Source organism: Mesorhizobium sp. WSM4813 (assembly GCF_055811555.1).
In genome coordinates this window covers 1-22,197 of record NZ_JBVVQU010000051.1, presented here as the reverse complement: position 1 = coordinate 22,197, position 22,197 = coordinate 1, and the positions used below count along the sequence as shown (strand labels likewise).

General features: G+C 63.1%; 24 protein-coding genes. 11 read left to right on the top strand and 13 right to left on the bottom strand.

Annotated elements, in window-relative coordinates; all coding sequences use genetic code 11:
- Position 1 precedes the first annotated feature (1 nt).
- Genes phnK through phnG form a run of 5 tightly spaced genes read right to left on the bottom strand, consistent with a single transcriptional unit; the run spans position 2 to position 3,869 of the window.
- Positions 2-778, bottom strand: a complete 777-nt coding sequence (phnK, locus tag AC0L25_RS24900) for a phosphonate C-P lyase system protein PhnK (protein ID WP_473597949.1) — start codon at positions 776-778, stop codon at positions 2-4.
- Entirely contained in the window at positions 775-1,686 is a 912-nt protein-coding gene (locus tag AC0L25_RS24895) for an alpha-D-ribose 1-methylphosphonate 5-phosphate C-P-lyase PhnJ (RefSeq protein ID WP_473597948.1), read from the bottom strand. Before AC0L25_RS24895 ends, phnK begins: the two co-directional genes overlap by 4 nt.
- Positions 1,683-2,795, bottom strand: a complete 1,113-nt coding sequence (locus AC0L25_RS24890) for a carbon-phosphorus lyase complex subunit (protein WP_473597947.1) — start codon at positions 2,793-2,795, stop codon at positions 1,683-1,685. The genes AC0L25_RS24895 and AC0L25_RS24890 overlap by 4 nt, the downstream gene beginning before the upstream one ends.
- Before the next feature lies 1 nt (position 2,796).
- Entirely contained in the window at positions 2,797-3,408 is a 612-nt protein-coding gene (phnH, locus tag AC0L25_RS24885; RefSeq protein WP_473597946.1) for a phosphonate C-P lyase system protein PhnH, read from the bottom strand.
- Positions 3,408-3,869 carry a phosphonate C-P lyase system protein PhnG gene (gene phnG / locus AC0L25_RS24880; RefSeq protein ID WP_473597944.1) on the bottom strand — a complete coding sequence of 154 codons (462 nt, stop codon included), beginning with the start codon at positions 3,867-3,869 and terminating at the stop codon, positions 3,408-3,410. The genes phnH and phnG overlap by 1 nt, the downstream gene beginning before the upstream one ends.
- A gap of 122 nt (positions 3,870-3,991) precedes the next feature.
- Between phnG and phnF the strand changes: the two genes are divergently transcribed.
- Positions 3,992-4,741, top strand: a complete 750-nt coding sequence (gene phnF, locus AC0L25_RS24875) for a phosphonate metabolism transcriptional regulator PhnF (protein ID WP_473597943.1) — start codon at positions 3,992-3,994, stop codon at positions 4,739-4,741.
- A 342-nt stretch (positions 4,742-5,083) separates the two neighbouring features.
- Here phnF and AC0L25_RS24870 read toward each other — a convergent pair whose 3' ends face one another.
- The 6 genes from AC0L25_RS24870 to AC0L25_RS24845 all read right to left on the bottom strand — a co-directional run bounded on the left by AC0L25_RS24870 (position 5,084) and on the right by AC0L25_RS24845 (position 12,612).
- A complete protein-coding gene (locus AC0L25_RS24870; protein WP_473597942.1) occupies positions 5,084-6,103 on the bottom strand; it encodes a zinc-binding alcohol dehydrogenase family protein in 1,020 nt (339 codons plus the stop codon).
- A 69-nt stretch (positions 6,104-6,172) separates the two neighbouring features.
- On the bottom strand, positions 6,173-7,138 hold the full coding sequence (locus AC0L25_RS24865; RefSeq protein ID WP_473597941.1) for an ABC transporter permease: 966 nt from the start codon (positions 7,136-7,138) through the stop codon (positions 6,173-6,175).
- On the bottom strand, positions 7,135-8,688 hold the full coding sequence (locus tag AC0L25_RS24860) for a sugar ABC transporter ATP-binding protein (RefSeq protein ID WP_473597940.1): 1,554 nt from the start codon (positions 8,686-8,688) through the stop codon (positions 7,135-7,137). The genes AC0L25_RS24865 and AC0L25_RS24860 overlap by 4 nt, the downstream gene beginning before the upstream one ends.
- A 149-nt stretch (positions 8,689-8,837) precedes the next feature.
- Positions 8,838-9,833, bottom strand: a complete 996-nt coding sequence (locus AC0L25_RS24855) for an ABC transporter substrate-binding protein (protein ID WP_352952237.1) — start codon at positions 9,831-9,833, stop codon at positions 8,838-8,840.
- Between the two features lie 213 nt (positions 9,834-10,046).
- Positions 10,047-11,045 (bottom strand): aldo/keto reductase, encoded by a 999-nt coding sequence (locus tag AC0L25_RS24850; RefSeq protein WP_473597939.1) that lies wholly within the window; start codon positions 11,043-11,045, stop codon positions 10,047-10,049.
- Between the two features lie 61 nt (positions 11,046-11,106).
- A complete protein-coding gene (locus AC0L25_RS24845) occupies positions 11,107-12,612 on the bottom strand; it encodes a UxaA family hydrolase (protein WP_473597938.1) in 1,506 nt (501 codons plus the stop codon).
- Between the two features lie 269 nt (positions 12,613-12,881).
- Here AC0L25_RS24845 and AC0L25_RS24840 point away from each other — a divergent pair, with 269 nt between their 5' ends.
- The 10 genes from AC0L25_RS24840 to AC0L25_RS24795 all read left to right on the top strand — a co-directional run bounded on the left by AC0L25_RS24840 (position 12,882) and on the right by AC0L25_RS24795 (position 20,717).
- On the top strand, positions 12,882-13,784 hold the full coding sequence (locus tag AC0L25_RS24840; protein ID WP_473597937.1) for a GntR family transcriptional regulator: 903 nt from the start codon (positions 12,882-12,884) through the stop codon (positions 13,782-13,784).
- Between the two features lie 220 nt (positions 13,785-14,004).
- Positions 14,005-14,358 (top strand): DUF2946 family protein, encoded by a 354-nt coding sequence (locus tag AC0L25_RS24835; protein WP_473597936.1) that lies wholly within the window; start codon positions 14,005-14,007, stop codon positions 14,356-14,358.
- A 102-nt stretch (positions 14,359-14,460) separates the two neighbouring features.
- Positions 14,461-15,000: a copper chaperone PCu(A)C gene (locus tag AC0L25_RS24830; protein WP_473597935.1), complete on the top strand. Its 540-nt coding sequence runs from the start codon at positions 14,461-14,463 to the stop codon at positions 14,998-15,000.
- 60 nt (positions 15,001-15,060) lie between these two features.
- Positions 15,061-15,579: a YcnI family copper-binding membrane protein gene (locus AC0L25_RS24825; protein WP_473597934.1), complete on the top strand. Its 519-nt coding sequence runs from the start codon at positions 15,061-15,063 to the stop codon at positions 15,577-15,579.
- Between the two features lie 56 nt (positions 15,580-15,635).
- Positions 15,636-17,261, top strand: coding sequence for a copper resistance CopC/CopD family protein (locus tag AC0L25_RS24820; protein WP_473597933.1), 1,626 nt, complete (start codon positions 15,636-15,638; stop codon positions 17,259-17,261).
- Between the two features lie 152 nt (positions 17,262-17,413).
- Positions 17,414-18,841 carry an NADP-dependent phosphogluconate dehydrogenase gene (gene gndA, locus AC0L25_RS24815; protein ID WP_473597932.1) on the top strand — a complete coding sequence of 476 codons (1,428 nt, stop codon included), beginning with the start codon at positions 17,414-17,416 and terminating at the stop codon, positions 18,839-18,841.
- 185 nt (positions 18,842-19,026) lie between these two features.
- Positions 19,027-19,257: a hypothetical protein gene (locus tag AC0L25_RS24810; protein WP_095488311.1), complete on the top strand. Its 231-nt coding sequence runs from the start codon at positions 19,027-19,029 to the stop codon at positions 19,255-19,257.
- Between the two features lie 344 nt (positions 19,258-19,601).
- Positions 19,602-19,985 (top strand): DUF5343 domain-containing protein, encoded by a 384-nt coding sequence (locus AC0L25_RS24805; protein WP_473597931.1) that lies wholly within the window; start codon positions 19,602-19,604, stop codon positions 19,983-19,985.
- 241 nt (positions 19,986-20,226) lie between these two features.
- Positions 20,227-20,472 carry a hypothetical protein gene (locus tag AC0L25_RS24800; protein WP_473597930.1) on the top strand — a complete coding sequence of 82 codons (246 nt, stop codon included), beginning with the start codon at positions 20,227-20,229 and terminating at the stop codon, positions 20,470-20,472.
- Entirely contained in the window at positions 20,472-20,717 is a 246-nt protein-coding gene (locus AC0L25_RS24795; RefSeq protein ID WP_473597929.1) for a TIGR02391 family protein, read from the top strand. The genes AC0L25_RS24800 and AC0L25_RS24795 overlap by 1 nt, the downstream gene beginning before the upstream one ends.
- A 434-nt stretch (positions 20,718-21,151) precedes the next feature.
- Here AC0L25_RS24795 and AC0L25_RS24790 read toward each other — a convergent pair whose 3' ends face one another.
- Together AC0L25_RS24790 and tnpC are read right to left on the bottom strand one after the other, a co-directional pair.
- Positions 21,152-21,274 carry a hypothetical protein gene (locus AC0L25_RS24790; protein WP_473597928.1) on the bottom strand — a complete coding sequence of 41 codons (123 nt, stop codon included), beginning with the start codon at positions 21,272-21,274 and terminating at the stop codon, positions 21,152-21,154.
- 2 nt (positions 21,275-21,276) lie between these two features.
- Positions 21,277-22,197, bottom strand: a 921-nt coding sequence (gene tnpC / locus AC0L25_RS24785) for an IS66 family transposase (protein ID WP_473597927.1), incomplete at its 5' end; no start/stop codon positions are given.

The following is a 22,197-nucleotide window of genomic DNA, read 5'->3' as shown; positions in this document are numbered from 1 at the left end:
GTTACACCTGCAGTATCGAAGAAACGAGAAGCTGGGTGTAGGGCGCGCGCGGGTCGTCGAGCACGCGGTCGGTGAGGCCGCTTTCGACGACGCGGCCGTCCTTCATCACCATCATGCGTTGCGACAGCAGACGCGCCACCGCAAGGTCGTGGGTGACGACGATGGCCGCCAGGCCAAGGTCGGTGACCAGGCCGCGCAACAGGTCGAGCAGGCGCGCCTGCACGGAAACGTCGAGGCCGCCGGTCGGCTCGTCCATGAACACCAGCCGTGGCCCGGTGACGAGGTTGCGGGCGATCTGCAGGCGCTGGCGCATGCCGCCGGAGAAGGCGCGTGGTTCGTCGTCGATGCGGTCCTCGTCGATCTCGACGCGCGACAGCCAGTCGACGGCGGTGGTGCGGATTTTTCCATAGTGGCGGTCGCCGACCGCCATCAGCCGCTCGCCGACATTGGCGCCGGCCGACACCGTCATGCGCAGCCCGTCGGCCGGGTTCTGGTGGACAAAACCCCAGTCGGTGCGCATCAGGAAGCGGCGCTCGGCCTCGCTCATGCGGTAAAGCTCGCGGAACTGGCCGTCGCGCATGCGGTAGCTGGCGGTGCCGGAGCTCGGCAGCCGCCGGGTCGACAGGCAATTGAGCAGCGTCGTCTTGCCGGAACCGGATTCGCCGACTACCGCCAGCACCTCGCCCGGCCACAGGTCGAAGGTGACGTTCTCGCAGCCGACGCGCGAGCCATAGAATTTGGACAGCGCGGAAACGCGCAGCAGCGGTTCGTCGGTCATTGCGCCGGCTCCGTTTTTTCCAGGGCACGAGGGGTTTCAGGCGCAAGGTGGCCGCGATGGCCTTGTTCGCGCCGCTTCTCGCAATGGTCGGTGTCGGAACAGACGAACATGTGGCCGCCATGGTCGTCGAGGATGACCTCGTCGAGATAGACGTTCTCGGCCGCGCACAGCGCGCAGGGCTGGTCGAAGGTCTGTACCTCGAAGGGATGGTCCTCGAAGTCGAGGCTGACCACATCGGTGAAAGGCGGCAGCGCATAGATGCGCTTCTCGCGGCCGGCGCCGAACAGTTGCAGAGCCGGCGAACGGTGCATTTTCGGATTGTCGAACTTCGGCGTCGGCGACGGATCCATCACATAGCGACCCTCGACCTTGACCGGATAGGCGTAGGTGGTGGCGATGCGGCCATGCCTGGCGATGTCTTCGTAGAGTTTTACATGCATGAGGCCGTATTCCTCCAGCGCATGCATCTTGCGCGTTTCCGTTTCGCGCGGCTCGAGGAAGCGCAGCGGCTCGGGAATCGGCACCTGATAGACAAGCACCTGGCCTGCGGTCAGCGGGTGCTCGGGGATGCGGTGGCGGGTCTGTATGATGGTGGCCTTGGCCGTCTCGGTGGTGACGGCGACATTGGCGACCTTCTTGAAGAAGGCGCGGATCGAGACGGCGTTTGTGGTGTCGTCAGCGCCCTGGTCGATGACTTTCAGCACATCGTCGGGGCCGATGATCGAGGCGGTGACCTGGACGCCGCCGGTGCCCCAGCCATAGGGCATCGGCATTTCGCGCGAGGCGAACGGCACCTGGTAGCCGGGAATGGCGATGCCCTTGAGGATCGCCCGGCGGATCATCCGCTTGGTCTGCTCGTCGAGATAGGCGAAGTTGTAGGTGGCGATGTCGGTTGCTTGTGCGGTCATTCCGCGGCCTCCCTTTTCTCCTCGGCCTTGCCGGCATTCTCGCGGGCGTCGTGCTCGGCGCGCATGCGGCGCACCAGGTCGAGCTCGGCCTGGAAATCGACATAGTGCGGCAGCTTCAGATGCTCGACGAAGCCGGTCGCCTGGACGTTGTCGGAATGCGAGATAACGAACTCCTCGTCCTGGGCTGCGGCGACGACATCCTCGCCGAATTCGGTTGCACGAAGAGCGCGGTCGCAGAGTGCCATGGCCATCGCCTTGCGCTCGCTCTGGCCGAAGACGAGGCCGTAGCCGCGGGTGAATTGCGGCGGCGCCTTGGCCGAGCCCTTGAACTGGTTGACCATCTGGCACTCGGTAACGCGAACGGAGCCGAGCGGTACTGGGAATGGCAGCTCGGGAACATCGAGTTCCAGCGCGACCTCACCGATGCGAACCTCGCCGACGAAGGGATGGTTGCGGGCATAGCCGCGCTGGGTGGAATAGCCGAGCGCGAGCAAAAAACCCTCGTCGCCGCGTGACAGCGCCTGCAGGCGGATGTCGCGCGCCATCGGAAATTCCAGCGGCTCGCGGGTGATGTCGCCGGGGACATGGTCTTGCGGCATGTCGCCGTCGGGCTCGATCAGGCCTTCGCGGGCGAGGATCGCGGAGACACGTGGCATGGCTTCAGCCTCGCTCTCGCGCTGCAGCGGCTCGGCGACGTCGCCGCCCGCGGCAAGCTCGGGATCGAGCAGCCGGTGGGTATAGTCGAAGGTCGGGCCGAGCAGCTGGCCGCCAGGAAGATCCTTGTAGGTCGCCGACACGCGCCGCTCGACCAGCATCGCGCCGGTGTCGATCGCCCTGGTATAGCCGAAGCGCGGCAGCGTGGTGCGATAGGCGCGAACGAGGAAGATCGCCTCGATCATGTCGCCGCGCGCCTGGACGATGGCGAGCGCCGCCAATTCCCTGTCGTAGAGCGAGCCTTCGCTCATCACCCGGTCGACACCGAGCGCCAGTTGCTCGACGATCTGGTCGAGGCGAAGCGCCGGCACCGAGCGGTCGCCGCGCCGGCGGTCGGCCAGCAGGCTGTGGGCGTTGGCGATGGCCGCTTCACCGCCTTTTACCGCGACATACATGTCACGCCTCCATCGTCTTGATGCGCGTCGTGCGCGGCAGGCAGGCGACGCCGTCCGGGGTGGCGAGGACGATGTCGACGCCACGCGGAAAGCGCTGGTTGTTCTGCTTCCACTGTTCGACGAAATGGCGCGGCATCTGCGCTGGCGCGATGGTTGCAGTCTTTTCGATGCCGGGACCTTCGAGCAGCAGAGGGGCGCCTGAAACGAGATCGCCGACTTGCAGGATCAGCGTCGTGGAGCGGTCGGGATAATCCTGGGTGCCCTGTGAGAAGCCGTCGAGCGCCATCATTTCGGCCGGTGTGGCGATCAGCGCGAAATGCGCGTCGGCCGGCGTGTTGGCCAGCGGCGCGCCGGTGTGGAAGCCAAGCCAGGATCTCACCGTCGCAGGAGCCTGCAAGGCGGGGTCGAGCCAGAGCGGCGTGTCGTTGTCGCACAGCGCCAGCGCGATGGCGCCCGCGGTGGCCGACAGTGGCGCCGGCGGGCGGGCAAAGATCGTCAGGGGCTGCAGGGTGCCCGGCCGCGCCATCGCATCCATCACGGCGCGGAACACCGTCTGGGCGTCGAATACCGGATCGGCAAAGCCGCCCTCGATCGCTTGCGTTGCGATTTCCATCAGTCTTCTCCGCGCACCATGGTGAAGAAATCGACCTTGGTTGCCGCCGTCTCGGCGCGCCGCCGCTCACGTCCGCTGGCCAGTGCGGCCTGCAGCGGCGCAATGAGTTTGGTCTCGACCTCGTTGCGGCGGGTGGGATCCTGCCAGAGCGCGTCGGCGATCGCCGCCAGTTTTGCTTTCTGCTTGTCACGGCCGAGCGCGTAGCAGTGGCCGATCTGTCCGGATGCGAGCCGGACGGTAGCGCGGGTGACCGTCGCCTCGCCGACGTTGAACGGCGCGCCGCCGCCGCCGATGCGGCCGCGCACGGTGACCAGGCCGGTTTCGGGGCCGCGCAGGAGTTCTGCTTCCGAAGGCAGGCCGGCTTCGTTCCAGAGGCGGACGATATCGTCGCCGGTCGATTGCGCCAGCGTCGCCATGACCGTCTTGCGCTCAGCCTGATCGCGCGCTTCCTGTCCTCGCATGGCCGCCAGTCCTTCTCGTTGCAAATTTGTATAATGATGTAGACAATTATACAAATTATACCTATTCTCTAAGGCGTGTCCATGACGGATGGATGACAGGGCGAAAAAGATCGGGGCAAGAGATGATCGGTCAGCAGATGGCCAGCAGCTTGGAGCGGCGCAGCGGCGTCTCGCTGTGGCGGCAGATCGCCGACCAGATCATGCATTCGATCGCCGTCGGCGACTTTGCCGAGAATGCCGCGTTGCCACCGGAAGTTGCACTGGCCGAGCGCTATGGCGTCAACCGCCATACGGTGCGCAGCGCCATCGCCGCACTGGTGCAGGACGGCGTGCTCAGGGCCGAACAGGGGCGCGGCACCTTCGTGCTGTCGCGCAAGCGCCTGTCCTATCCGATCGGCGCCCGCACCCGTTTTTCGGAGGGCTTGCAAGGGCAGGCGTCAGAGCGCCGCAGCGTGCTGCTCGAATCGGCGGTCGAGCCGGCCAGCCGGCGCGTCGCCGAAGGCTTACGACTTGCCAAGGGCACGAGTGTGATACGCCTTGAGACACGCGGCGAAGCCGATGGGCAGCCGGTCTCGCGTGCGACTGGCTGGTTCGACGCAGAACGCTTCGCCGGCATCGATGCCGCCATCGCCGAAACCGGATCGATCACAGCCTCGCTCGGGCGTTTCGGCATCGCTGACTATCTCAGGCAATCGACGGTGCTGTCGGCCCGCCACGCAGATGCCGCCGATCTCGCCGATCTTGATCTGCAACCTGGCGCCATCGTGCTGGTCACGGTCGCCGTCAATGTCACGCCGGACGGCCAGCCGATCCAGTTCGCCGAAACGCGGTTCCCGGCGGAGCGGGTCGAGCTCAAATTGTCGGCGCTGTAGGTAGTGCCGGCCTTATACGAGACCGTGATTTATCTGACTCACGCTGATATCATACCAGCTCGGTCGCGCTTACTTGTCAGCGGCTTGGCGTTTGAGGACCGCCTTCCCCCACTCCGTCTCGGCTTCGCCGAGCCACCTCTCCCCCCTCCGGAGGGAGAGGAAGGGAGCCCGCTGACGGCGAGAGAAGGAGGGAGTCTGGTTGAGGAGCGTTGGCTGCAATAGGCTCGCACCTTTCCTCTACCCCGTCGATCGGGGGAGAGGTGGCTCGGCGAAGCCGAGACGGAGTGGGGGTCGACCTGCGCGGGGCGTTGTCAATTCGGGCCGGGTTCACCGCCTGCCGTGTTATGACCCGACTTCGATCACAGCCTTGATCAGGCCGGATTTCTCGTGTGCCCAGCGGGCAAGGTCGCGCGGCGTCTCGCCAAGTGTCGTGCGATGGGTGACGAGCTTTGCCAGCGGCACAGCGCCGTCGCGGATCGAGGCGGCGACATGGTCGAAATCGGCGCGCAGCGCGTTGCGGCTGCCGATCAGCGTCATTTCGCGCTTGTGGAATTCGGGGTCGGAAAAGACGATGTCGTCCTTGACGACGCTGACCAGGACCAGCGTCCCGCCATGGGCGACATAGGCGAAGGCTGATTGGACGGACTGGGTGTTGCCGGTGGCGTCGAAAACCACGTCAAAGCCTTCGCCGCCGGTCGCCTCCCGCACCAGATCGGTTGCCGATCCCTTCGAACCGTCGAGGGTCGCGAAGCCGAGTTCACTTGCAGCAAAACCCAGCCTCTCGGCACTCACGTCGAGCAGCGTCACCTCGAGGCCGGCGATGCGGGCAAACAGTGCCGTGCCGAGGCCGATCGGACCGGCGCCAATGACCAGCGCGCGCGCGCCGGAATCAGCCAGCGAGCGCCGCACGGCATGCGCCCCGATCGCCAGGAATTCGACGGCGGCGGCGTCGGCCAGCGACAGGCCTTTGGCCGGATAGAGATTTTGCGCCGGCACCAGGATCCGTTCGCACATGGCGCCGTCGCGATGCACGCCGAGCACCTCGATCCTGACGCAGCAATTCGGCTTGCCTTGCCGGCAGGCGATGCATTTGCCGCAAGCGAGATAGGGATTGATGATCACCGGGTCGCCGACGGCCAGATCGACGCCTTCGCCGGCCTCGATCACGGTGCCGGAAACCTCGTGGCCCATGATACGCGGATAGGCGAGGAACGGATGCTTGCCCTCGAAGATGTGATAGTCGGTGCCGCAGATGCCGACATGACTGACCGCGACCAGCGCCCAGCCCGGCGGTGGTGTGCCTGGCGCCGGGCGGTCTTCCAGAACAAGCTCACCGGGCGAACGGCAGACGACGGCTTTCATGCTTGTTATCCAGTCTGTTCATGGAACCGCCGGCCCCGCTAGCGCCGGGCCGGCGGTTGTTACGATAGTCTACTTGCCGCGCCGGCGCAGGCCGTCGAAATAGACGATGACGATGATCAGCACGCCGGTAATGATGCGCTGCCAGAAGGCATTGACGTTCAAGAGATTGGCGCCGTTGTTGATGGTGGCGAGGATGAAGGCGCCAAGCAGCGGTCCGTGCACCGAGCCGACGGCGCCGAACAGCGAGGTGCCGCCGATCACCGACGAGGCGATCGCCTGCAATTCCCAACCCTCGGCCTGCGTTGGATTGCCGATGCCGATGCGCGAGGCAAGCAGCACGCCGACAAAAGCCGCACAGAGGCCCGACAGTGTATAGGCCATGTAGATGGTGCGCTGGACGTTGACACCGGACAGACGCGAGGCCTCGGCGTTGGAGCCGACCGAGAACAGATACCGGCCCCAGCGGCTGTGATGCAGGAAGACGTAGGCGGGGATGCCGACCAGGATCACCATCCAGAACAGATTGGGAACACCGAGGAAGGAGCTGCGCGAAAACAGCTGAAAGGCGTCGTTGTTGATCGAGATCGAGTTGCCGTTGGTCATCAACAGGCCGATGCCGCGCAAGGATGTCAGCGTCGCCAGCGTGATGATGAAGGGCGGCAGGCCCATCTTGACGATGCCGAAGCCATGGAACATGCCGATGGCGACGCCGACCAGTAAGGTGATCAGGATGGCGAGGAAGAGCGGTACTCCGGCATTAATCAGCATCGCCACGATGACGGTTGCAAAGCCAACGACCGCGCCGACGGAGAGGTCGATGCCGCCGGTGATGATGACGAAGGTCTGGCCGACTGCCAGGATCGCGATCATCGAGCCCTGCCGCAACAGGTTCGAGATGTTGTTGGCGGAGGCGAAGCTCGGCGTCGCTACCGACAGGATGATCCACAAAAGCACCAGCAGCGCCAGCAGTGTCAGCCCGAACAGGGCGTTGTAGTTGCGTTTCGGCCTTTCGGCCGGGATCGCCTCGGTGCTCATATCTGTCCTCCCGGTTTTTCTTGTTTCTCGGCCAGCGCTTGGGTGAGGATCTCCTCATGGTCGGCAGTGTGGAAACCATGAGTGGCCACTAGTTTGCCGCGCCGGAACACATGCAGCGTGTCGGCCAGTTCATAGACCTCGGGCAAATAGGACGAGATCAGGATGATGCCGGCGCCATTGGACAAAAGCGCACTGAACAGGCGGTAGATCTCGGCCTTGGTGCCGACATCGACACCAACCGTCGGCTCGTCGAAGATGAACAGCTTGGCGCCGTGCGCCAGCCATTTGCCGATGACGATCTTCTGCTGGTTGCCGCCGGACAGGCTGGAGGCGAGCGCATTGCGCGTCGGCGTCTTGATCCTGAGATTGGCGATCTGGCGATCCGCCTCGGTCTTCTCCTGTGCGCTGGAGATCAGCAGATTGCTGGAGACGCGCTTGTAGATCGGCAGATTGAGATTGAGGCCGACCGGCAGGTTGAGGCAGAGGCCCTGGTCGCGGCGGCTTTCCGGCGCCAGCGCCATGCCGAGCCTGATAGCGTCATGCTCGGAGTTGACTTGAACCTCCTTGCCCTCCCAGAGGATCTGGCCGGCCGACTTGCGGTGACGGCCGTAGAGCGTGGTGACGAACTCGCTGCGCCCGGCGCCGATCAGGCCGTAGAGCCCGACGATTTCGCCGGCACGGACCGTCATCGAGACATTTTCGAAGCCCTTGCCGGAAAGATTTCGGGCTTCGAGGAGCGTCGCGCCCGGGGTAAAATGCTCCTTGTGGTAGACCTGCTCGATTGAGCGGTTGATCATCATCTTGACCAGCTCGGCGTCGTTGGTCTCGGCGATGTTCCTGGTGCCGACAAGCGTGCCGTCGCGCAACACCGAGACGCGGTCGGCGAGCTCGAACACCTCTTCCATGCGGTGGCTGATGTAGATGATGGTGACGCCTTCGCCCTTCAGCCGGCGGATCAGCGTGAACAGCTGGTCGGCTTCCTTGCGGGTGAGATAGGCAGTTGGCTCGTCGAAGATCAGGAACTTGGTGCCGCGCACCGTAGCGCGGGCGGCGGCGATCAGCTGCTGCTGGCCGATCGTCAGATCACCCAGCACGACATGCGCCGGCAGATCGAAGCCGAGATCGTCGATGATCTTCTGCGCTTCCCTGACCATGGCCCGCTGCTGCAGGATGCCGAAGCGGGAATCCTCCTCGCCGAGGAACATGTTGGCCGCGACAGTGAGATGGCGGCACAGAACGACCTCCTGATGCACAGCATTGATGCCCAGCGCCATCGCCTCATGCGGCGTCGCCAGCGCTGCCGGCTTGCCCTCCCAGAGGACGTCGCCAGAGGTGCGCGGCATGACGCCGGTCAGCAGCTTGATCAGGGTGGATTTGCCGGCACCGTTCTCGCCGACAATGGCGTGGATTTCGCTAGCCTGAAAGGCGAGGTTAACCGGCTTCAGCGCGTGCGTGCCAGGATATCGCTTTTCCAGTCCCTTGAGTTCGAGGATCGTCCTGCCCGGTTCCAGCGTTGGGGCCGGATGCAGTTCCTGCGCCGTCGACGTCATGACAATCCTCCCAGATTGGCCTCACGATTGACACGTAGCGATGCAGGCCGGGGTCGCATCGTCAAGCTAATTGAGCCCGGCTGATTTCGAAGCACTTTCAGGGTTTTTCCGGGGCGAAAGGCCCCGGAAACAGTTCGCCTGTGCGATGCTCAGTCGAGCTTCGGGTTGAGCAGCGCGTCGATCTTCGGATCTTTCATGTTGGCCTTGGTCACCAGGTTGGCGCCGGTGTCGACATTGGCCTCGACCTTCTCGCCTTTCGAGGCAGCGAGCGCCGTCTTGATGCCGTCGTAACCCATCCGGTACGGGTCCTGGACAACGAGGCCGGAAATGACGCCGTCATTGAGGAACTTGACCAGCTTCTCGTCGCTGTCGAAGCCGATCAACCCGACCTTGCCGGCAAGGCTGTTCTCGGCGATCGCCTGACCGACGCCCTGCGCCATGATCAGGTTGGAGGCGAAGATGCCCTTGAGGTTCGGGTTGGCGGTGATCAGGTCGGTCGCGATGTTGAGGCCGGTAGTGGCTTGGCCGTCGGCGTATTTGTCGGCAATGAGCTTGAGGCCGGGATATTTGGCGGCAAGCTGTTCCTTGAAGCCCTGGGCGCGCTGTTCGAGCGAGCCTGCGCCGGGAAGCGCGGTGATCAGGGCGACGTCGCCCTCGATTTTGCCGCCATTGGCTTCGCCGATCGCGGCCGCCAGCCCGTCAGCGGCGACGCGGCCGCCCTGAATATTGTCTGTGGTCAGGAACGAGGTGAAGGCCTTGGAGTCTGCGCCGGAGTCGATGCCGATGATCTTGACGTTGGTGGCTGCCTCATCGATCGGCTTGCCGAGCGCCTTGGCCTCGGTCGGTGCGATAACGACGGCAGCCGGGTTGCCGGCGACGGCGTTCTCAAGGATCGAGATCTGGCCGTTGACGTCGGTCTCCGCCTGGGCGCCGAGTTCCGGCACGTTGACGCCGAGGTCCTTGCCGGCCTTGCGGGCGCCAGCCAGGACGATCTGCCAGTAGAAAGAGGTGGTGTCCTTGACGATGATCGGAATGGTTACGTCCGCCGCCGAAGCCGGCGCCGAATGCATCACGCCGGCAAGCATCGAGGCAGCGGTGAGCGCCACGAATGCGCGGCGGTTGAGAATGCTTGTCACGAATTTCATTAGGTTTCCTCCCTAAGTCGCCCGGTGAACGTTACGAAACTCCATTCGGATAGGCGCTGCCAAACAGAACTTTATCAATAAAAAACATTTGCCGCATTTTGATAGTCTATCGGTGCGGTCGACGCAAGCGGTGTTTCGTATCGCTTTCCGTATGGGCTCGATCGGAAGAAAGCGTCCTGCCGATCCTCATTGCCTGACAGTTTGGAAGTTGCATCAGCCGAGCTGCTGCACGATCGTGTAAGTATCATATTTGGCGAAGTCGGTTTCCGGCACCTTGACGCCGAGCAGTTCAAGGTTACGCGTCAGGTTGGTGGGCTTGGCCGTACCCGTCAGTACGGATGCCACCACAGGCTCGTGCAGCGGGAACTGGAACGCCGCCGCTGCAAGCGGGTAGCCGCCCTCCGCTGCGATTTTCTCCATGGCGCCGACGCGGCCGAGAATGTCCTCGGTGGCCGGCAGGTAGTCGAAATGCGCACCCGGCACCGGACCGGTCGCCAAGATGCCCGAGTTGAAGACGCCGCCGATGATCAGCGAGGTCTGCCGAAGCCGACAAAGCGGCAGCAATTCGGCTTCGGCGGTGCGGTCGAGCAGTGAGTAGCGGCTGGCCAGCAGGATGCAGTCGAGCGGCGCCTGGCGCAGCACATCAAGGCAGATCTGAACCTCGTTGACGCCAAGGCCGTAGGCGGAAATGACCCTGGACGACTTCAACTCCTCCAGCGCCTTTAGCCCGCCATCCATAAACTGGCGGAAATGCAGCTTCGTTTTCTCGACGCCATGCGTATAGGCGCCGATGTCGTGGACGAACAGGATGTCGATTCGATTGAGGCCAAGCCGCGCATAGCTAAACTCGACCGCGCGCATGATGCCGTCATAGGAATAGTCATAGTCGAGCGCAAAGGGCAGCGGATCGACATAGGAATGGTCCGGGATCTGGTCTTCCGGCACCGGCCGCAACAGGCGCCCGACCTTGGTCGACAGCACGTAGGAGTCCCGCGGCTTGTCGCGCAGGAAATCGCCGAAGCGGCGTTCCGAAAGGCCGAAGCCGTAGAAGGGCGCCGTATCGAAATACCGCAAGCCGGCATCCCAGGCGACCTGCAGCGTCTGCATCGCCGTCTCTCGCGGGCAGGCTCGGTAGAGCCCGCCGACCGCCGCGCCGCCGAAGCTGACCTCGGTTATCTCCAGCGCGGTGCTGCCGACACGGCGTTTCTTCATGCAAAGCCTCCCACCGGCCGTTGCCGGGCCTGTTTATTGTCGATGTCGGTTAGCGGTCGGGCTAGAGGGTCGCGCCGAGGTGCCAGGGCACGAACTCGTTGTCGCCGTAGCCGAACTCCTCGCTCTTGGTCTTGCGGCCGGAAGCCGTCTCGACGATTAGCTCGAAGATCTCGCGGCCCATGCCGGCGATGGTCTTTTCGCCCGAGGCGATGACGCCGCAATTGACGTCCATGTCCTCTTCCATCGTGTGGTACATGGTCGAGTTGCTGGCGACCTTGATCGACGGCGTCGGCCGGCAGCCGAAGCAGGAACCGCGGCCGGTGGTGAAGACGATGACGTTGGCGCCGCCCGCGACCTGGCCGGTGGCGGAGACCGGGTCGTAGCCGGGCGTGTCCATGAACACCAAGCCGTGGCCGCTGACCTTTTCGGCATAGCCGAAGACGCCGTTGAGCGGCGTCTGGCCGCCCTTGGCGACCGCGCCAAGCGACTTCTCCAAAATGGTGGTCAGGCCGCCGCGCTTGTTGCCTGGCGACGGATTGTTGTCGATGGAGGCGCCGTGCTTGGCAACATGATCCTCCCACCACTTCACATAGCCGTCGAGCTTGGCGGCGATCTCCGGGCTCGCCGCACGGTAGGCCAGCAGATGCTCGGCGCCGTAGATTTCCGTCGTCTCGGAGAGGATGCCGATGCCGCCGACGCCGGCCAGGATATCGACGGCGGCGCCCAGTGCCGGATTGGCGGTAATGCCGGACATGCCGTCCGAGCCGCCGCATTGCAGGCCGACGACGATCTCGCTGACCGGGATTGGCTCACGCTCAAGCTTGCCGACCTCCTCGGCGATCTCGGCCAGCACGACCAACGCCTTCTCGACAGATTTGCGCGAGCCGCCGGCTTCCTGGATGTTGAAATGGCGTTTTCCCGCGGCGACACCCTTCTGGCCATAGAGGGTGAGCTGGTTGACCTCGCAGCCGAGACCGACCATCAGCACGCCGCCGAAATTCGGATGGCGGGCATAGCCGGCCAGCGTGCGGTGCAGCACCATCATGCCGTCGCCGGTTGCGCTCATGCCGCAGCCCTGGCCATGAACGATGGGAACAAAACCGTCGATCCCCGGATATCTGGGCAGCAGCGTGCGGTTCGCCTCGTCGGCGATGGCATGGCAAACGGTGGCCGAGCAATTGACGCTGGCGAGAATGCCGATGAAGTTGCGCGTGCCGGCACGGCCATCGGCGCGACGGTAGCCCATGAAGGTGCGGGCGCGGTCGGCCTCGGTCGCATGCACGGCTTCGCTCGGCGGCACCACCGGCAAACGCCCGGACTCGAAGACCAGATTGTGCGAATGAACATGCTCGCCGGGCGCGATGGCTTCAGTGGCGCGGCCGATCGCCTGGGCGTATTTGACCACGGCCTCGCCGGCGGCGATTGGCTTGATCGCCACCTTGTGGCCGGGTTCGATCAATGCTGTGGCAACGGCGCCGCCCGGCAGCACCGCTCCGATCTCGATGCGGCCATTGGCAACCGCGACATTGTCGGCGGGAGACAGAAGAATGCTGTTTGCGGCGTTCACGGGCAGTTTCCTGGGTGTTCCTGGGATGCGCTAGCGGATTGACACGCACCTGTTAACAGTTAATGTCTTTTATCGTGAAAAAACAGTTTTGCGTCAATTGTTTTTTCGTGACAGCGCCGCGCGTTGTCATGGACATGCAGAGGACCGGATACGTGAACCAGGGCTGATTTCCGAAAAGCGATTCCGCTTTTTTGGAGCCTGCGCTAGGAACATTTGTCATATCGCGCTTCAAGCCGGCCGCCGCAAGCGCCGGCGCAACGGGGCAGGGGATGTCGAAGAGCAACAACGTCTACAAGGACGCCTACAATCGCGGTCTGCGGCTGCTCGACGAAACGAAAAGCCTGCCGTCGGAGCCCGAGCTGGGCGCGCTGCTCGGCGTCAGCCGCACGACGATCCGCACCATCCTTGCGCGCATGGAAGAGACGGGGCTGATCACCTGGAACAAGCGCAGCAAGACGGTTTTGCGCGTGCCGCGGCCGGACGACTTTTTCCCCGAGGAAGAGACCGACACGCTGTCGCAGATCATCGAGCGCTCCTTCATGCGGCGGTTGCTTGCCGGCGGCGCCGAGCCCGGCATGCAGATTAACGAACTCGAGCTCGCGCGCGAGATCGGCGTCGGCACCACCAGCGTGCGCGAGTTCCTGATCCGCTTTTCCCGCTTCGGGCTGATCGAGAAACGCCGCAACAGCCATTGGGTGCTGAAAGGTTTTACCCGCGCTTTCGCGCTGGAACTGACCGAAATCCGCGAGATGTTCGAACTGCGCTCGGCCGCCGCCTTTGCCGCGCTGCCGGAAGACAGCCCGGTCTGGGCCGACCTCGACCTGCTGGAAGACGAGCATCGCCGCCTGGCGCGCGAGATCGCCACGCGCTTCAACGAATTCTCCGAGCTCGACGAGCGCTTTCACCGGCTGATCCACCGCGCGTCGCACAATCGCTTCATCGTCGATTTCTACGACGTCATCGCCATGATCTTCCACTACCACTACCAGTGGAACAAGGCGCAGGAGCGCGAGCGCAACGAAGTGGCGGTCGCGGAACACCTGGCCTATATCGCAGCGCTCAAATCGCGGGATCCCGATAAGGTCGACGCCGCCTGCCGCAAGCATCTGAAGTCCGCGCGGCACACGTTGCTGACGTCGATCCCGGAAAGCCAGCAGCCGCAACGGGCTTAAAGCGCGTGGCGTCTGAACAATACGACGCGCTTTAAGTTCTTGTTCTTGTGCAATGTCGTTCTCCCAAAACCGCTGCGCACTTTTGGGCGACATGCATTGATCGCGCCGCGTTGCCGCAGCAATGATTTGGCGATTTTCCACCTGCTGAGCCCGTGCTAGGTATCTGGCCGTTGCTGCGTGAAGAGGCAGGTCTTTGAATATCCGGCGGAGACGATGGAGCATGCCGGCCGCGTTCGCCGTGGCCTGCTTGCTCGTGCTCCAGTCGGCGCTTGGCGCGTTCGCCTTCGGCTTGAGCCCAAATGCTTCTCAACTCGACGCTTTCGGCAATGTCATCTGCACCCAGGATGGCGCGGCCGAGCTTCCAGGCGGCGATTCACACCAGCACATGCCGGCTTGCTGCATGCTTGGCTGCGGCGTAGCCTCGGCTGCCTATGCGCCGCCACCAGCTGCCGCCACGCTGCCCGGCAATTTTTCCGTCGAAATCGTCGCTTTTGTGCTGCCGGCGTTCAGGCATATCGACTTTGCCCGCGACCGCTCTCCATCGAATCCGCGCGCGCCTCCGACGACGGCCTGATCCGTCCCAGTTCGCCTTGCGGAATTTTTCGCGGGCGAATTCGTTCAACATCGAAACTGTTCGCGACCGGCCGACGGCCGATTTCTCAGTTCTGGAGCTATCATGTCTCATTCTTTCCGCGTGCGATTCGGCCGCAACAGGTCCTTCCTGCACAGCTTCGAGGAGCGACTCGGCATCACCGTGTTCCTCCTCGCCCTGCTGTTCGTCAGCGTCCAGGCCGTTTTCGCGCATGAGTTCAAGATCGCCGACCTCAAGATCGGGCACCCCTGGTCGCGCGCCACGCCGCCCGGCGCCAAAGTGGCCGGCGGCTATTTCACTGTCACCAACACCGGCAGTTCGCCGGATCGACTGCTGTCGATCTCCTCGGAAATTTCGGCCAAGGCCGAACTGCATGAGATGGGCGTCAAGGACGGCGTCATGACCATGCGGCCAGTCAGCGGGGGCCTCGAAATCCCGGCCGGCGGCAAGGTCGCGCTGGCACCCGGCGGCTATCATCTGATGTTCGTCGGGCTGAAACGGCAACCGAAGCAAGGCGAGACGTTTCCAGCAACGCTGACCTTCGAGAAAGCCGGCACGGTGACCGTCGAGTTCGCCGTCGAGGGCAGCGGCGAAACGGGCGGCATGGCTGACCATGCCAATTGATCCGGAGAAATCTTAAAGGTCGAAATCAGAAGCACCATTATGGAAATCAGAGGGACCATCATGAACAAGTATCTTTTCTCGGCTTGCGCGTTTCTCGTCTTCGGGACGGGTACGGCTTTCGCCCATATCACGCTCGAAACCCAGGAGGCGCCTGTCGGCTCGACCTACAAGGCTGTCCTGCGCGTGCCGCATGGCTGTGAGGGCAAGGCGACGACCGCCGTACGCGTGCAAATCCCGGAAGGGGTGATTTCGGTAAAGCCGATGCCGAAGCCGGGCTGGACGCTGCAGGCCAAGCAAGGCAGGTACGAAAAGTCCTACCAGCTCCACGGCCAGGCGGTGACATCAGGCGCCAAGCAAATCGACTGGAGCGGCGGCAGCCTGCCGGACGAATTCTACGACGAATTCGTCTTCCGCGGCACACTGGCGGCGGACCTGCCGGCCGGCCAAACGCTCTACTTCCCGGTGGTGCAGGAATGTGACGGCGCGGCCGAACGCTGGATCGAGATTCCAGCGGCCGGGCAGGATGAGGATGCTCTGGAATATCCGGCGCCTGGCCTCAAGCTGCTGCCGAAGAAATGATCCTTACGCGGCGTGCTCTATCCGAAAGAGCACTCCGCTGTCGTTGAGGCGGTGACATGAGCGCGGCATCCATCCTGCGAACGGTCCGCACAGCCGGCCGACCCGCGATCTGCCTGCTGGCTGCGATCGTGCTGCTTGCCACCATTGCCGCGCCAAGTCAGGCCTTCGCCCACGCGGCGCTGGTCACAACCGAGCCGACGGACGGCGTCGTACTGGCACAGAGCCCGGCGCAGTTCTCGCTGACCTTCAGCGAACCGGTATCGCCGCTGGTGCTGACCTTGCTGCGGCCTGACGGGACGCCGGTTCCACTGACGTCCTTTCGGCTCAATGCCCAGACGCTCGACGTCGACAATCCGCAAAGGCTCGGATCCGGCACGCATGTGCTGAGCTGGCGGGTGATTTCCGCCGATGGCCATCCGGTCGGCGGCTCGGTGCTGTTTTCCATCGGCGCGCCGAGTGCTGCGCCGGCCGTCTCCGAAGCCGTCGACCGGGGTCTGAGGCCGGCGATCTGGATCGGCAAGGTCTTTCTCTATGTCGGCCTCTTTCTAGGCGTCGGCGGCGCCTTTGCCGTCGCCTGGCTGGCGAAGGGCGGGCGTTCCGGCCAGCGCTTCGTCATCACGGCAATCCTGTGCGGCCTTGTCGCGGCGCCCTTGTCGCTCGGCTTCCAGGGTTTGGACGCGCTCGGTGCACCGCTCACCCGGCTGGCTCAGCCTGATGTCTGGCAGGCCGGGCTCGCCACCAGCTTCGGCCGGACGGTGCTGGTCGCGCTGGTGGCGCTCGGGCTTGGCCTGCTGTCGCTGGTCGGGCCGCGCGGCGGTGCAAAACTGTTCGCCCTTGCCGGTTTGGCCGGTGTCGGTGCCGCTCTCGCCGCCAGCGGGCATGCAAGTGCCGCAGAACCGCAATGGCTGACAAAGCCGATGGTGTTTCTGCACGGCACCGGCATTGCCTTCTGGGCCGGGGCGCTGACGCCGCTCGGTCTTGCCATGAGGCGAAAACCGGTTGAGGCCGCGCCTTTCCTGCGCCGGTTTTCCCAGGGGATACTGCCCGTCGTGGCCGTGCTTGCTGCCACCGGCATCGTGCTGGCTATCATCCAGGTGCAGGCGCCCGCAGCTTTGCTCGAGACCGCCTATGGCCGGCTGCTGCTGGTCAAGCTGGCGCTGCTGTTCTTTCTGTTCACGCTGGCCGCGACCAACCGCTGGAAGCTGACCGGTCCGGCCGAAGCGGGAGACACGGAAGTGCAGAGGAGGCTGTTCCGCTCGATCGGCATTGAAATGCTGATCGTGCTGGCGATCTTCGGCGTTGCCGCCGGCTGGCGCTTCACGCCGCCGCCACGCGCCCTGGCGATCGCAGCAGCGCAGCCGGCATCGGTGCATATCCACACGCCGAAGGCGATGGCCGACCTCAGCTTCACGCCCGGCCATGTTGGGCCGGTTGCCGCCTCGATCGTCATCATGACCGGGGATTTCGGCCCGCTCGACGCTGAGCAAGTGACGTTGGTGCTGTCAAAACCCGATGCCGGCATCGAGCTGATCAAACGCGCGGCAACAAAGCGCGACGATGGTACCTGGCGCGTCGACGGTCTCGTCGTCCCGGTTCCCGGCCGATGGACGGCGCGGCTCGATATTCTCGTTTCGGATTTCGAGATCGTTAAGATAGAGGCGCCGATCGACATCAGGCCGTGAGGACAAGCTTGCTGTCTGCAACACAATTCGGCGAGGCGGTTGACGCGGCCCTGCAGGCCCGTCATTCATTTCGGCAAGAATGGCATCCCGAGAAGAATGGGAGTCGCCACAAGTCGCCGCCTCACAAAAGATCCGAAAGCAGGGAAGAAACGATGGAAAAAGCCGAAATCGGCCTGATCGGCCTTGGCACGATGGGCTCCAACCTGGCGCTCAATATCGCCGAGAAGGGGCACCGCATAGCCGTCTTCAACCGCACCGCCGCGCGCACCGACGCCTTTGTCGAGAATGCCGGGGCGCTGAAGAACATGATCGTGCCCTGCTACAGCCTGGAGGAACTCGCCGCCGCCATCCGGCCGCCGCGCCCGATCATCATCATGGTGCTGGCCGGCAAGCCGGTCGACGAGCAAATCGCAGCACTGCGCGGCGTGCTGTCGGCCAACGACATCGTCATCGATGCCGGCAACGCCAATTTCCGCGACACGATGCGGCGCTTCTCCGAGCTTTCCGATTCGGGTCTCACCTTCATCGGCATGGGCGTGTCTGGCGGCGAGGAGGGCGCGCGCCATGGACCGTCGATCATGGTCGGCGGCACGGAACAGTCCTGGAAACGCGTCGAAAAGGTGCTGACCGCCATTTCGGCCAAGTTCAAGGATGAGCCCTGTGCGGCATGGCTTGGCACCGATGGCGCCGGGCATTTCGTCAAGACCATCCACAACGGCATCGAATATGCCGATATGCAGATGATCGCCGAGATCTACGGCATCTTGCGCGACGGCTTAAGCATGGGCCCGAAGGAGATCGCACAGGTGTTTGCCGGCTGGAACAAGGGCCGGCTCAACTCCTATCTGATCGAGATCACCGCCAAGGTGCTGGCCGCCGACGATCCGAAGACAGGCAAGCCGGTGGTCGACATCATCCTCGACCGCGCCGGCCAGAAAGGCACCGGCAAATGGTCGGTCATCGAAGCGCAGCAGCTCGGCATTCCGGCCACCGCGATCGAGGCGGCGGTGGCGGCGCGCGTGCTGTCGTCGATCAAGGACGAGCGTCTGGCCGCCCAAAAGGCCTATGGCAATGGCGGCGTGACCAAGATTTCTGGTGACAAGGACGCGCTTCTCAACGATCTCGAACTGGCGCTGTTCGCCGGCAAGATCGCTGCCTATGCGCAAGGCTTCGCGGTGATGAGCGGCGCGTCGAAGGGATTCAAATGGAACCTGCCGATGCCGACCATCGCCAAGATCTGGCGGGCCGGCTGCATCATCCGCTCGCAATTGCTGGACACGATGGCGGAAGCCTTCGGCACCGGCGGGGCGGCCACCAATCTTTTGATGGCACCGGCCTTCATCGCGATGATGCAGGAGGCGCATCCATCGCTACGGCGCATCGTGGCAAGGGCGTCGGAAGCCGGCTCGCCGGTGCCGGCGCTGTCGTCGGCGCTTGCTTATTTCGACAGCTACCGCCAGGGCCGCGGCACCTCGAACCTGATCCAGGCGCAACGCGATTTCTTCGGCGCGCATGGCTTCGAACGTATCGACGGGCCGGGCGCTTTCCATGGCCCCTGGGGGAGCGGAGCGGCAGGCTAGCGCCGCGACTTGGACCTAGAGTCCAATTTGCGGTTGCCAGAAGGCAGATATCTCCAGCCACCAACTGGGTGTCGGGTCGCGCCAGGAACCTGCTATGCCGGTAGAGACGATTGACGGTCTCATCGGAATCGGCGAGCCGCGAATCTGTGGTAAGCCGCCGCTCAACCAACCAAAGGACGACACCTGTGAGCGAACCGACCGTGGCCCAGGCGACCGAAAGTATCTATGCCTCGCTGCGGGCGGACAATGCCGACATCGACGCACATATCGCGACGCTTAAAGCGGCGCTGACACGAGAAGGGATAAAACAGGCGGTGTTCGATCCGACCAAGTTGGCGCAGAACAACCGCTCGGGCCGCAAGTTGATGCAGGCTTATTTTCGGCAGCGCGGCGTGAGCGTGAGGTTTTCGGACTAGTAGAGCCGCGCGCGGGTGATCTCAAGCGCGCCGTTTCTCGGGCCGGTCCGGCGGTTCGCCATCTGGACGTCAGGACTGCGCCCAATATCGGTCGTTCGGATTGACGCGCTCCGCGGTGAAAGCTGCCGTTGATGTCCGTAGCCCATAACGGCCAGTATGGGGTGGGAAGCGGACAGGCGGCTTTTGAAGTCATCGCGATCAGACACCAATGGACTAAGTGGATAATTGAAGGTGGTGTTGACCTCGCACCTAACTCGGCGGCAATGTAGATCACTTTAACCAATTGGAGGGGGCAACATTGGCAAGTCATCCGGTATATCTCAGGTCCAGGCAATATCACGCAGATGATTGGCTACCTTAAGAAGAATTTTCCGGCGACCGTTACCTCTGAAACGGTCAAGAAGTACGGTTTGGCCTCTAATAACGAGAGCTACGTGATCAACGCCCTCCAGTTCATAGGGTTGATCGATGAGGAGGGGAAACGGCAGGAAAATGCTCACGATGTGCTGACGACGCATGACGAGGAGGAATTTCAGTCAAAGTTCGCTGGGCTGATAAAGACTTCTTATTCCGAGCTGTTTGAGATGTACGGAGATGAAGCTTGGACCCTGCCGAAAGCGAAGCTCATTGGCTTTTTCGGCAGTCTGATAAGACAAGCGACGTTATCGGAGCCCGTCAGGCCGCTGTGTTCCAAGCCTTTCGCTCCATTGCGGGATACGAAGTATTAGCCGAGCCGAAGGGGGCGGCAGTTGCAGGAGGGAAGAAGCCCAAAGCAGCTGCGGCCAAAGTCCCGAAAGCTAAAATTGAAGCTGCTCCCTTGGATGTCGCCGACCCTGCACATCCGGGTGCTAAAGTCCCCCCGAAGCCGGACATGGCTCTTACGGTCCGCATAGAGATCAATCTACCGGCAGAGGGGACTCAGGATACATATGACGCGATCTTCAAGAGCATTAAGACTCATCTCTACCCATGAAGTCGCTAGCTGTCTTTGAGGCGATTGTTAGAGCGACCAAGAATGTTGGCGAGCCGCATTTAAGCGAGGCACAGGTTAGCGTTCATCCGTTCGACGAGCGCAACATCCATCCCGACATCTCGAAGGTGTCGTTGAAGCTGTTTGATAACGGCCATTACTCCCACGCAACGTTCGAAGCCTTCAAACTCATCGACAATCGGGTGAAAAAATATCCGGGGTCAAAGACACCGGATTCAGTTTGATGATGACAGCCTTCGATCCAAAAACCCCACGGATTCAGCTTAATGAACTTCAGAGCATGAGCGACACCGATGAGCAGTTGGGATTCCGGCACGTGTTCGCAGGAGCAATGTCTGGAATCCGAAATCCCCGTGGCCACGACAACGAAATTGATAGGCCCGACACAATTGACCTCTGCTTAGACCATCTCTCCGTGGCGTCAGTCCTTCTCCGCACGCTTGAGAACCGTAAACATCCGCTTCCATAACCCAGGCCGCCCCGGCATGACGCGGCCTTCAGTCTTATCGTCAGTAAGATAGATTGGTGAATTCATGCTCGAAAATTTCGCCTCGTGTTGTCGGGGGTTAGCTGATCGCGAACACGAGGGTGGCCGTGCCGGTATTTGGAATACGCATCGACACAAAGCGATCAGCGAGCAAGGCACTGCTTTCAACAGATCTGGCTTTGAGCGCGCAAATTCTCGAAGTCGTCCACACGTTGGCACTTAATGAGCAGCAACGGTGGAAGTCAGAATAGTACGCATCCGGTGAAGATCGCAGACGTGCGTATCCGGCGGCCATGAGCACCTGAGCACAGCGGTGCTGGGGTCAAGCTTTCGATGGGGAGACGCGATGATATTCTTCGAGGAGGAGTTTGACCTCCTCGATGCCTTCATCGGTGAATGCCAAGATCCCGTCGTCATCATTGGGCGCCGTACACCCAGATGACGCCGTCCTCGGGCTCGAGACCGAGGGTCAGTTCCTGGATGAGCGCTTCGCTGACGCCGAGGTCCCTGGCGACACGTTCGACGGTGTAGCGCTGCATGATCAGGCCGCCGCTGGTTGGGGCCGCAGTTTTGCGGATCTCCAATTCCACGGCAGCAAATCATCGATCCGATGGGCCGGATAGGCGGGCAGTCGGGCGAGGACGTCGGCGAGCCAGACCTGAGGGTCGATATCGTTCATCTTGGCGCTGACGATCAGGCTGTAGAGAACGGCAGCGCGCTGTCCGCCGCGATCGGAACCGCAGAACAGCCAGGACTTTCTACCGAGAGCGATGCCGCGCAGGGCTCGCTCGGCTGCATTGTTCGATAGGCAAATCCGCCCATCGTCGAGGAACCGGGTGAAGGATGACCAGCGGCGCAGCATGTAGTTGAAGGCCTTGGTCAGGTCGTGCCCGCGCGAGAGCTTGTCGCGCGTCTCGATCATCCAGCGCTCGAGCTTGGTGACCAGCGGCACGCTCCGCTCCTGGCGCACGGCGTGGCGTTGGGCCGGCGACAGGCCGTTGATCGCGCGCTCGATATCGAACAGGGCATCGATGCGCTTCACGGCTTCAACCGCTAGCGGGTAGACCAGGTTGGGCTTGTCGCCGCGCGCCTTCTTGCGCACCGCCGCTTCGATATCAGCCAGCTCGAACACTTTGCGCCGGCTGTGAGCCCAACAGCTGGCTTCCAGAACAGGCGTCGGCTGACGACCCGTCGCATAGAGCTCGCCATAACCGCCAAAGGCATCGGCCTGCAGAATGCCGCTCCAGCCGGCGAGATGCGCCGCGGGATGTTCCCCTCGACGATCGCGGGAATAATAGAACACCGCCGCCGGCGGATCGGCGCCGCCGAACGGTCGGTCATCGCGCACATACGTCCATAATCGGCCGGTATCAGTCTTGCCCTTGGCCAGGACCGGCACCGTCGTGTCGTCGCCGTGCAGACGTGAAGCGGCCAGCACATGGGCTTCGAGCCGCTTGAACAG

Coding starts and splice junctions, on each gene's coding strand:
- AC0L25_RS24895 (WP_473597948.1), bottom strand. CDS start 1,686: ATGACCGCACAAGCAACCGACATCGCCACCTACAACTTCGCCTATCTC.
- AC0L25_RS24795 (WP_473597929.1), top strand. CDS start 20,472: ATGATGACAGCCTTCGATCCAAAAACCCCACGGATTCAGCTTAATGAA.
- AC0L25_RS24855 (WP_352952237.1), bottom strand. CDS start 9,833: ATGAAATTCGTGACAAGCATTCTCAACCGCCGCGCATTCGTGGCGCTC.
- AC0L25_RS24830 (WP_473597935.1), top strand. CDS start 14,461: ATGTCTCATTCTTTCCGCGTGCGATTCGGCCGCAACAGGTCCTTCCTG.
- phnG (WP_473597944.1), bottom strand. CDS start 3,869: ATGCGAGGACAGGAAGCGCGCGATCAGGCTGAGCGCAAGACGGTCATG.
- AC0L25_RS24840 (WP_473597937.1), top strand. CDS start 12,882: ATGTCGAAGAGCAACAACGTCTACAAGGACGCCTACAATCGCGGTCTG.
- phnF (WP_473597943.1), top strand. CDS start 3,992: ATGATCGGTCAGCAGATGGCCAGCAGCTTGGAGCGGCGCAGCGGCGTC.
- AC0L25_RS24870 (WP_473597942.1), bottom strand. CDS start 6,103: ATGAAAGCCGTCGTCTGCCGTTCGCCCGGTGAGCTTGTTCTGGAAGAC.
- AC0L25_RS24825 (WP_473597934.1), top strand. CDS start 15,061: ATGAACAAGTATCTTTTCTCGGCTTGCGCGTTTCTCGTCTTCGGGACG.
- AC0L25_RS24790 (WP_473597928.1), bottom strand. CDS start 21,274: ATGCAGCGCTACACCGTCGAACGTGTCGCCAGGGACCTCGGCGTCAGC.
- gndA (WP_473597932.1), top strand. CDS start 17,414: ATGGAAAAAGCCGAAATCGGCCTGATCGGCCTTGGCACGATGGGCTCC.
- AC0L25_RS24850 (WP_473597939.1), bottom strand. CDS start 11,045: ATGAAGAAACGCCGTGTCGGCAGCACCGCGCTGGAGATAACCGAGGTC.
- phnK (WP_473597949.1), bottom strand. CDS start 778: ATGACCGACGAACCGCTGCTGCGCGTTTCCGCGCTGTCCAAATTCTAT.
- AC0L25_RS24820 (WP_473597933.1), top strand. CDS start 15,636: ATGAGCGCGGCATCCATCCTGCGAACGGTCCGCACAGCCGGCCGACCC.
- phnH (WP_473597946.1), bottom strand. CDS start 3,408: ATGGAAATCGCAACGCAAGCGATCGAGGGCGGCTTTGCCGATCCGGTA.
- AC0L25_RS24865 (WP_473597941.1), bottom strand. CDS start 7,138: ATGAGCACCGAGGCGATCCCGGCCGAAAGGCCGAAACGCAACTACAAC.
- AC0L25_RS24835 (WP_473597936.1), top strand. CDS start 14,005: ATGCCGGCCGCGTTCGCCGTGGCCTGCTTGCTCGTGCTCCAGTCGGCG.
- AC0L25_RS24860 (WP_473597940.1), bottom strand. CDS start 8,688: ATGACGTCGACGGCGCAGGAACTGCATCCGGCCCCAACGCTGGAACCG.
- AC0L25_RS24800 (WP_473597930.1), top strand. CDS start 20,227: ATGAAGTCGCTAGCTGTCTTTGAGGCGATTGTTAGAGCGACCAAGAAT.
- AC0L25_RS24890 (WP_473597947.1), bottom strand. CDS start 2,795: ATGTATGTCGCGGTAAAAGGCGGTGAAGCGGCCATCGCCAACGCCCAC.
- AC0L25_RS24805 (WP_473597931.1), top strand. CDS start 19,602: ATGATTGGCTACCTTAAGAAGAATTTTCCGGCGACCGTTACCTCTGAA.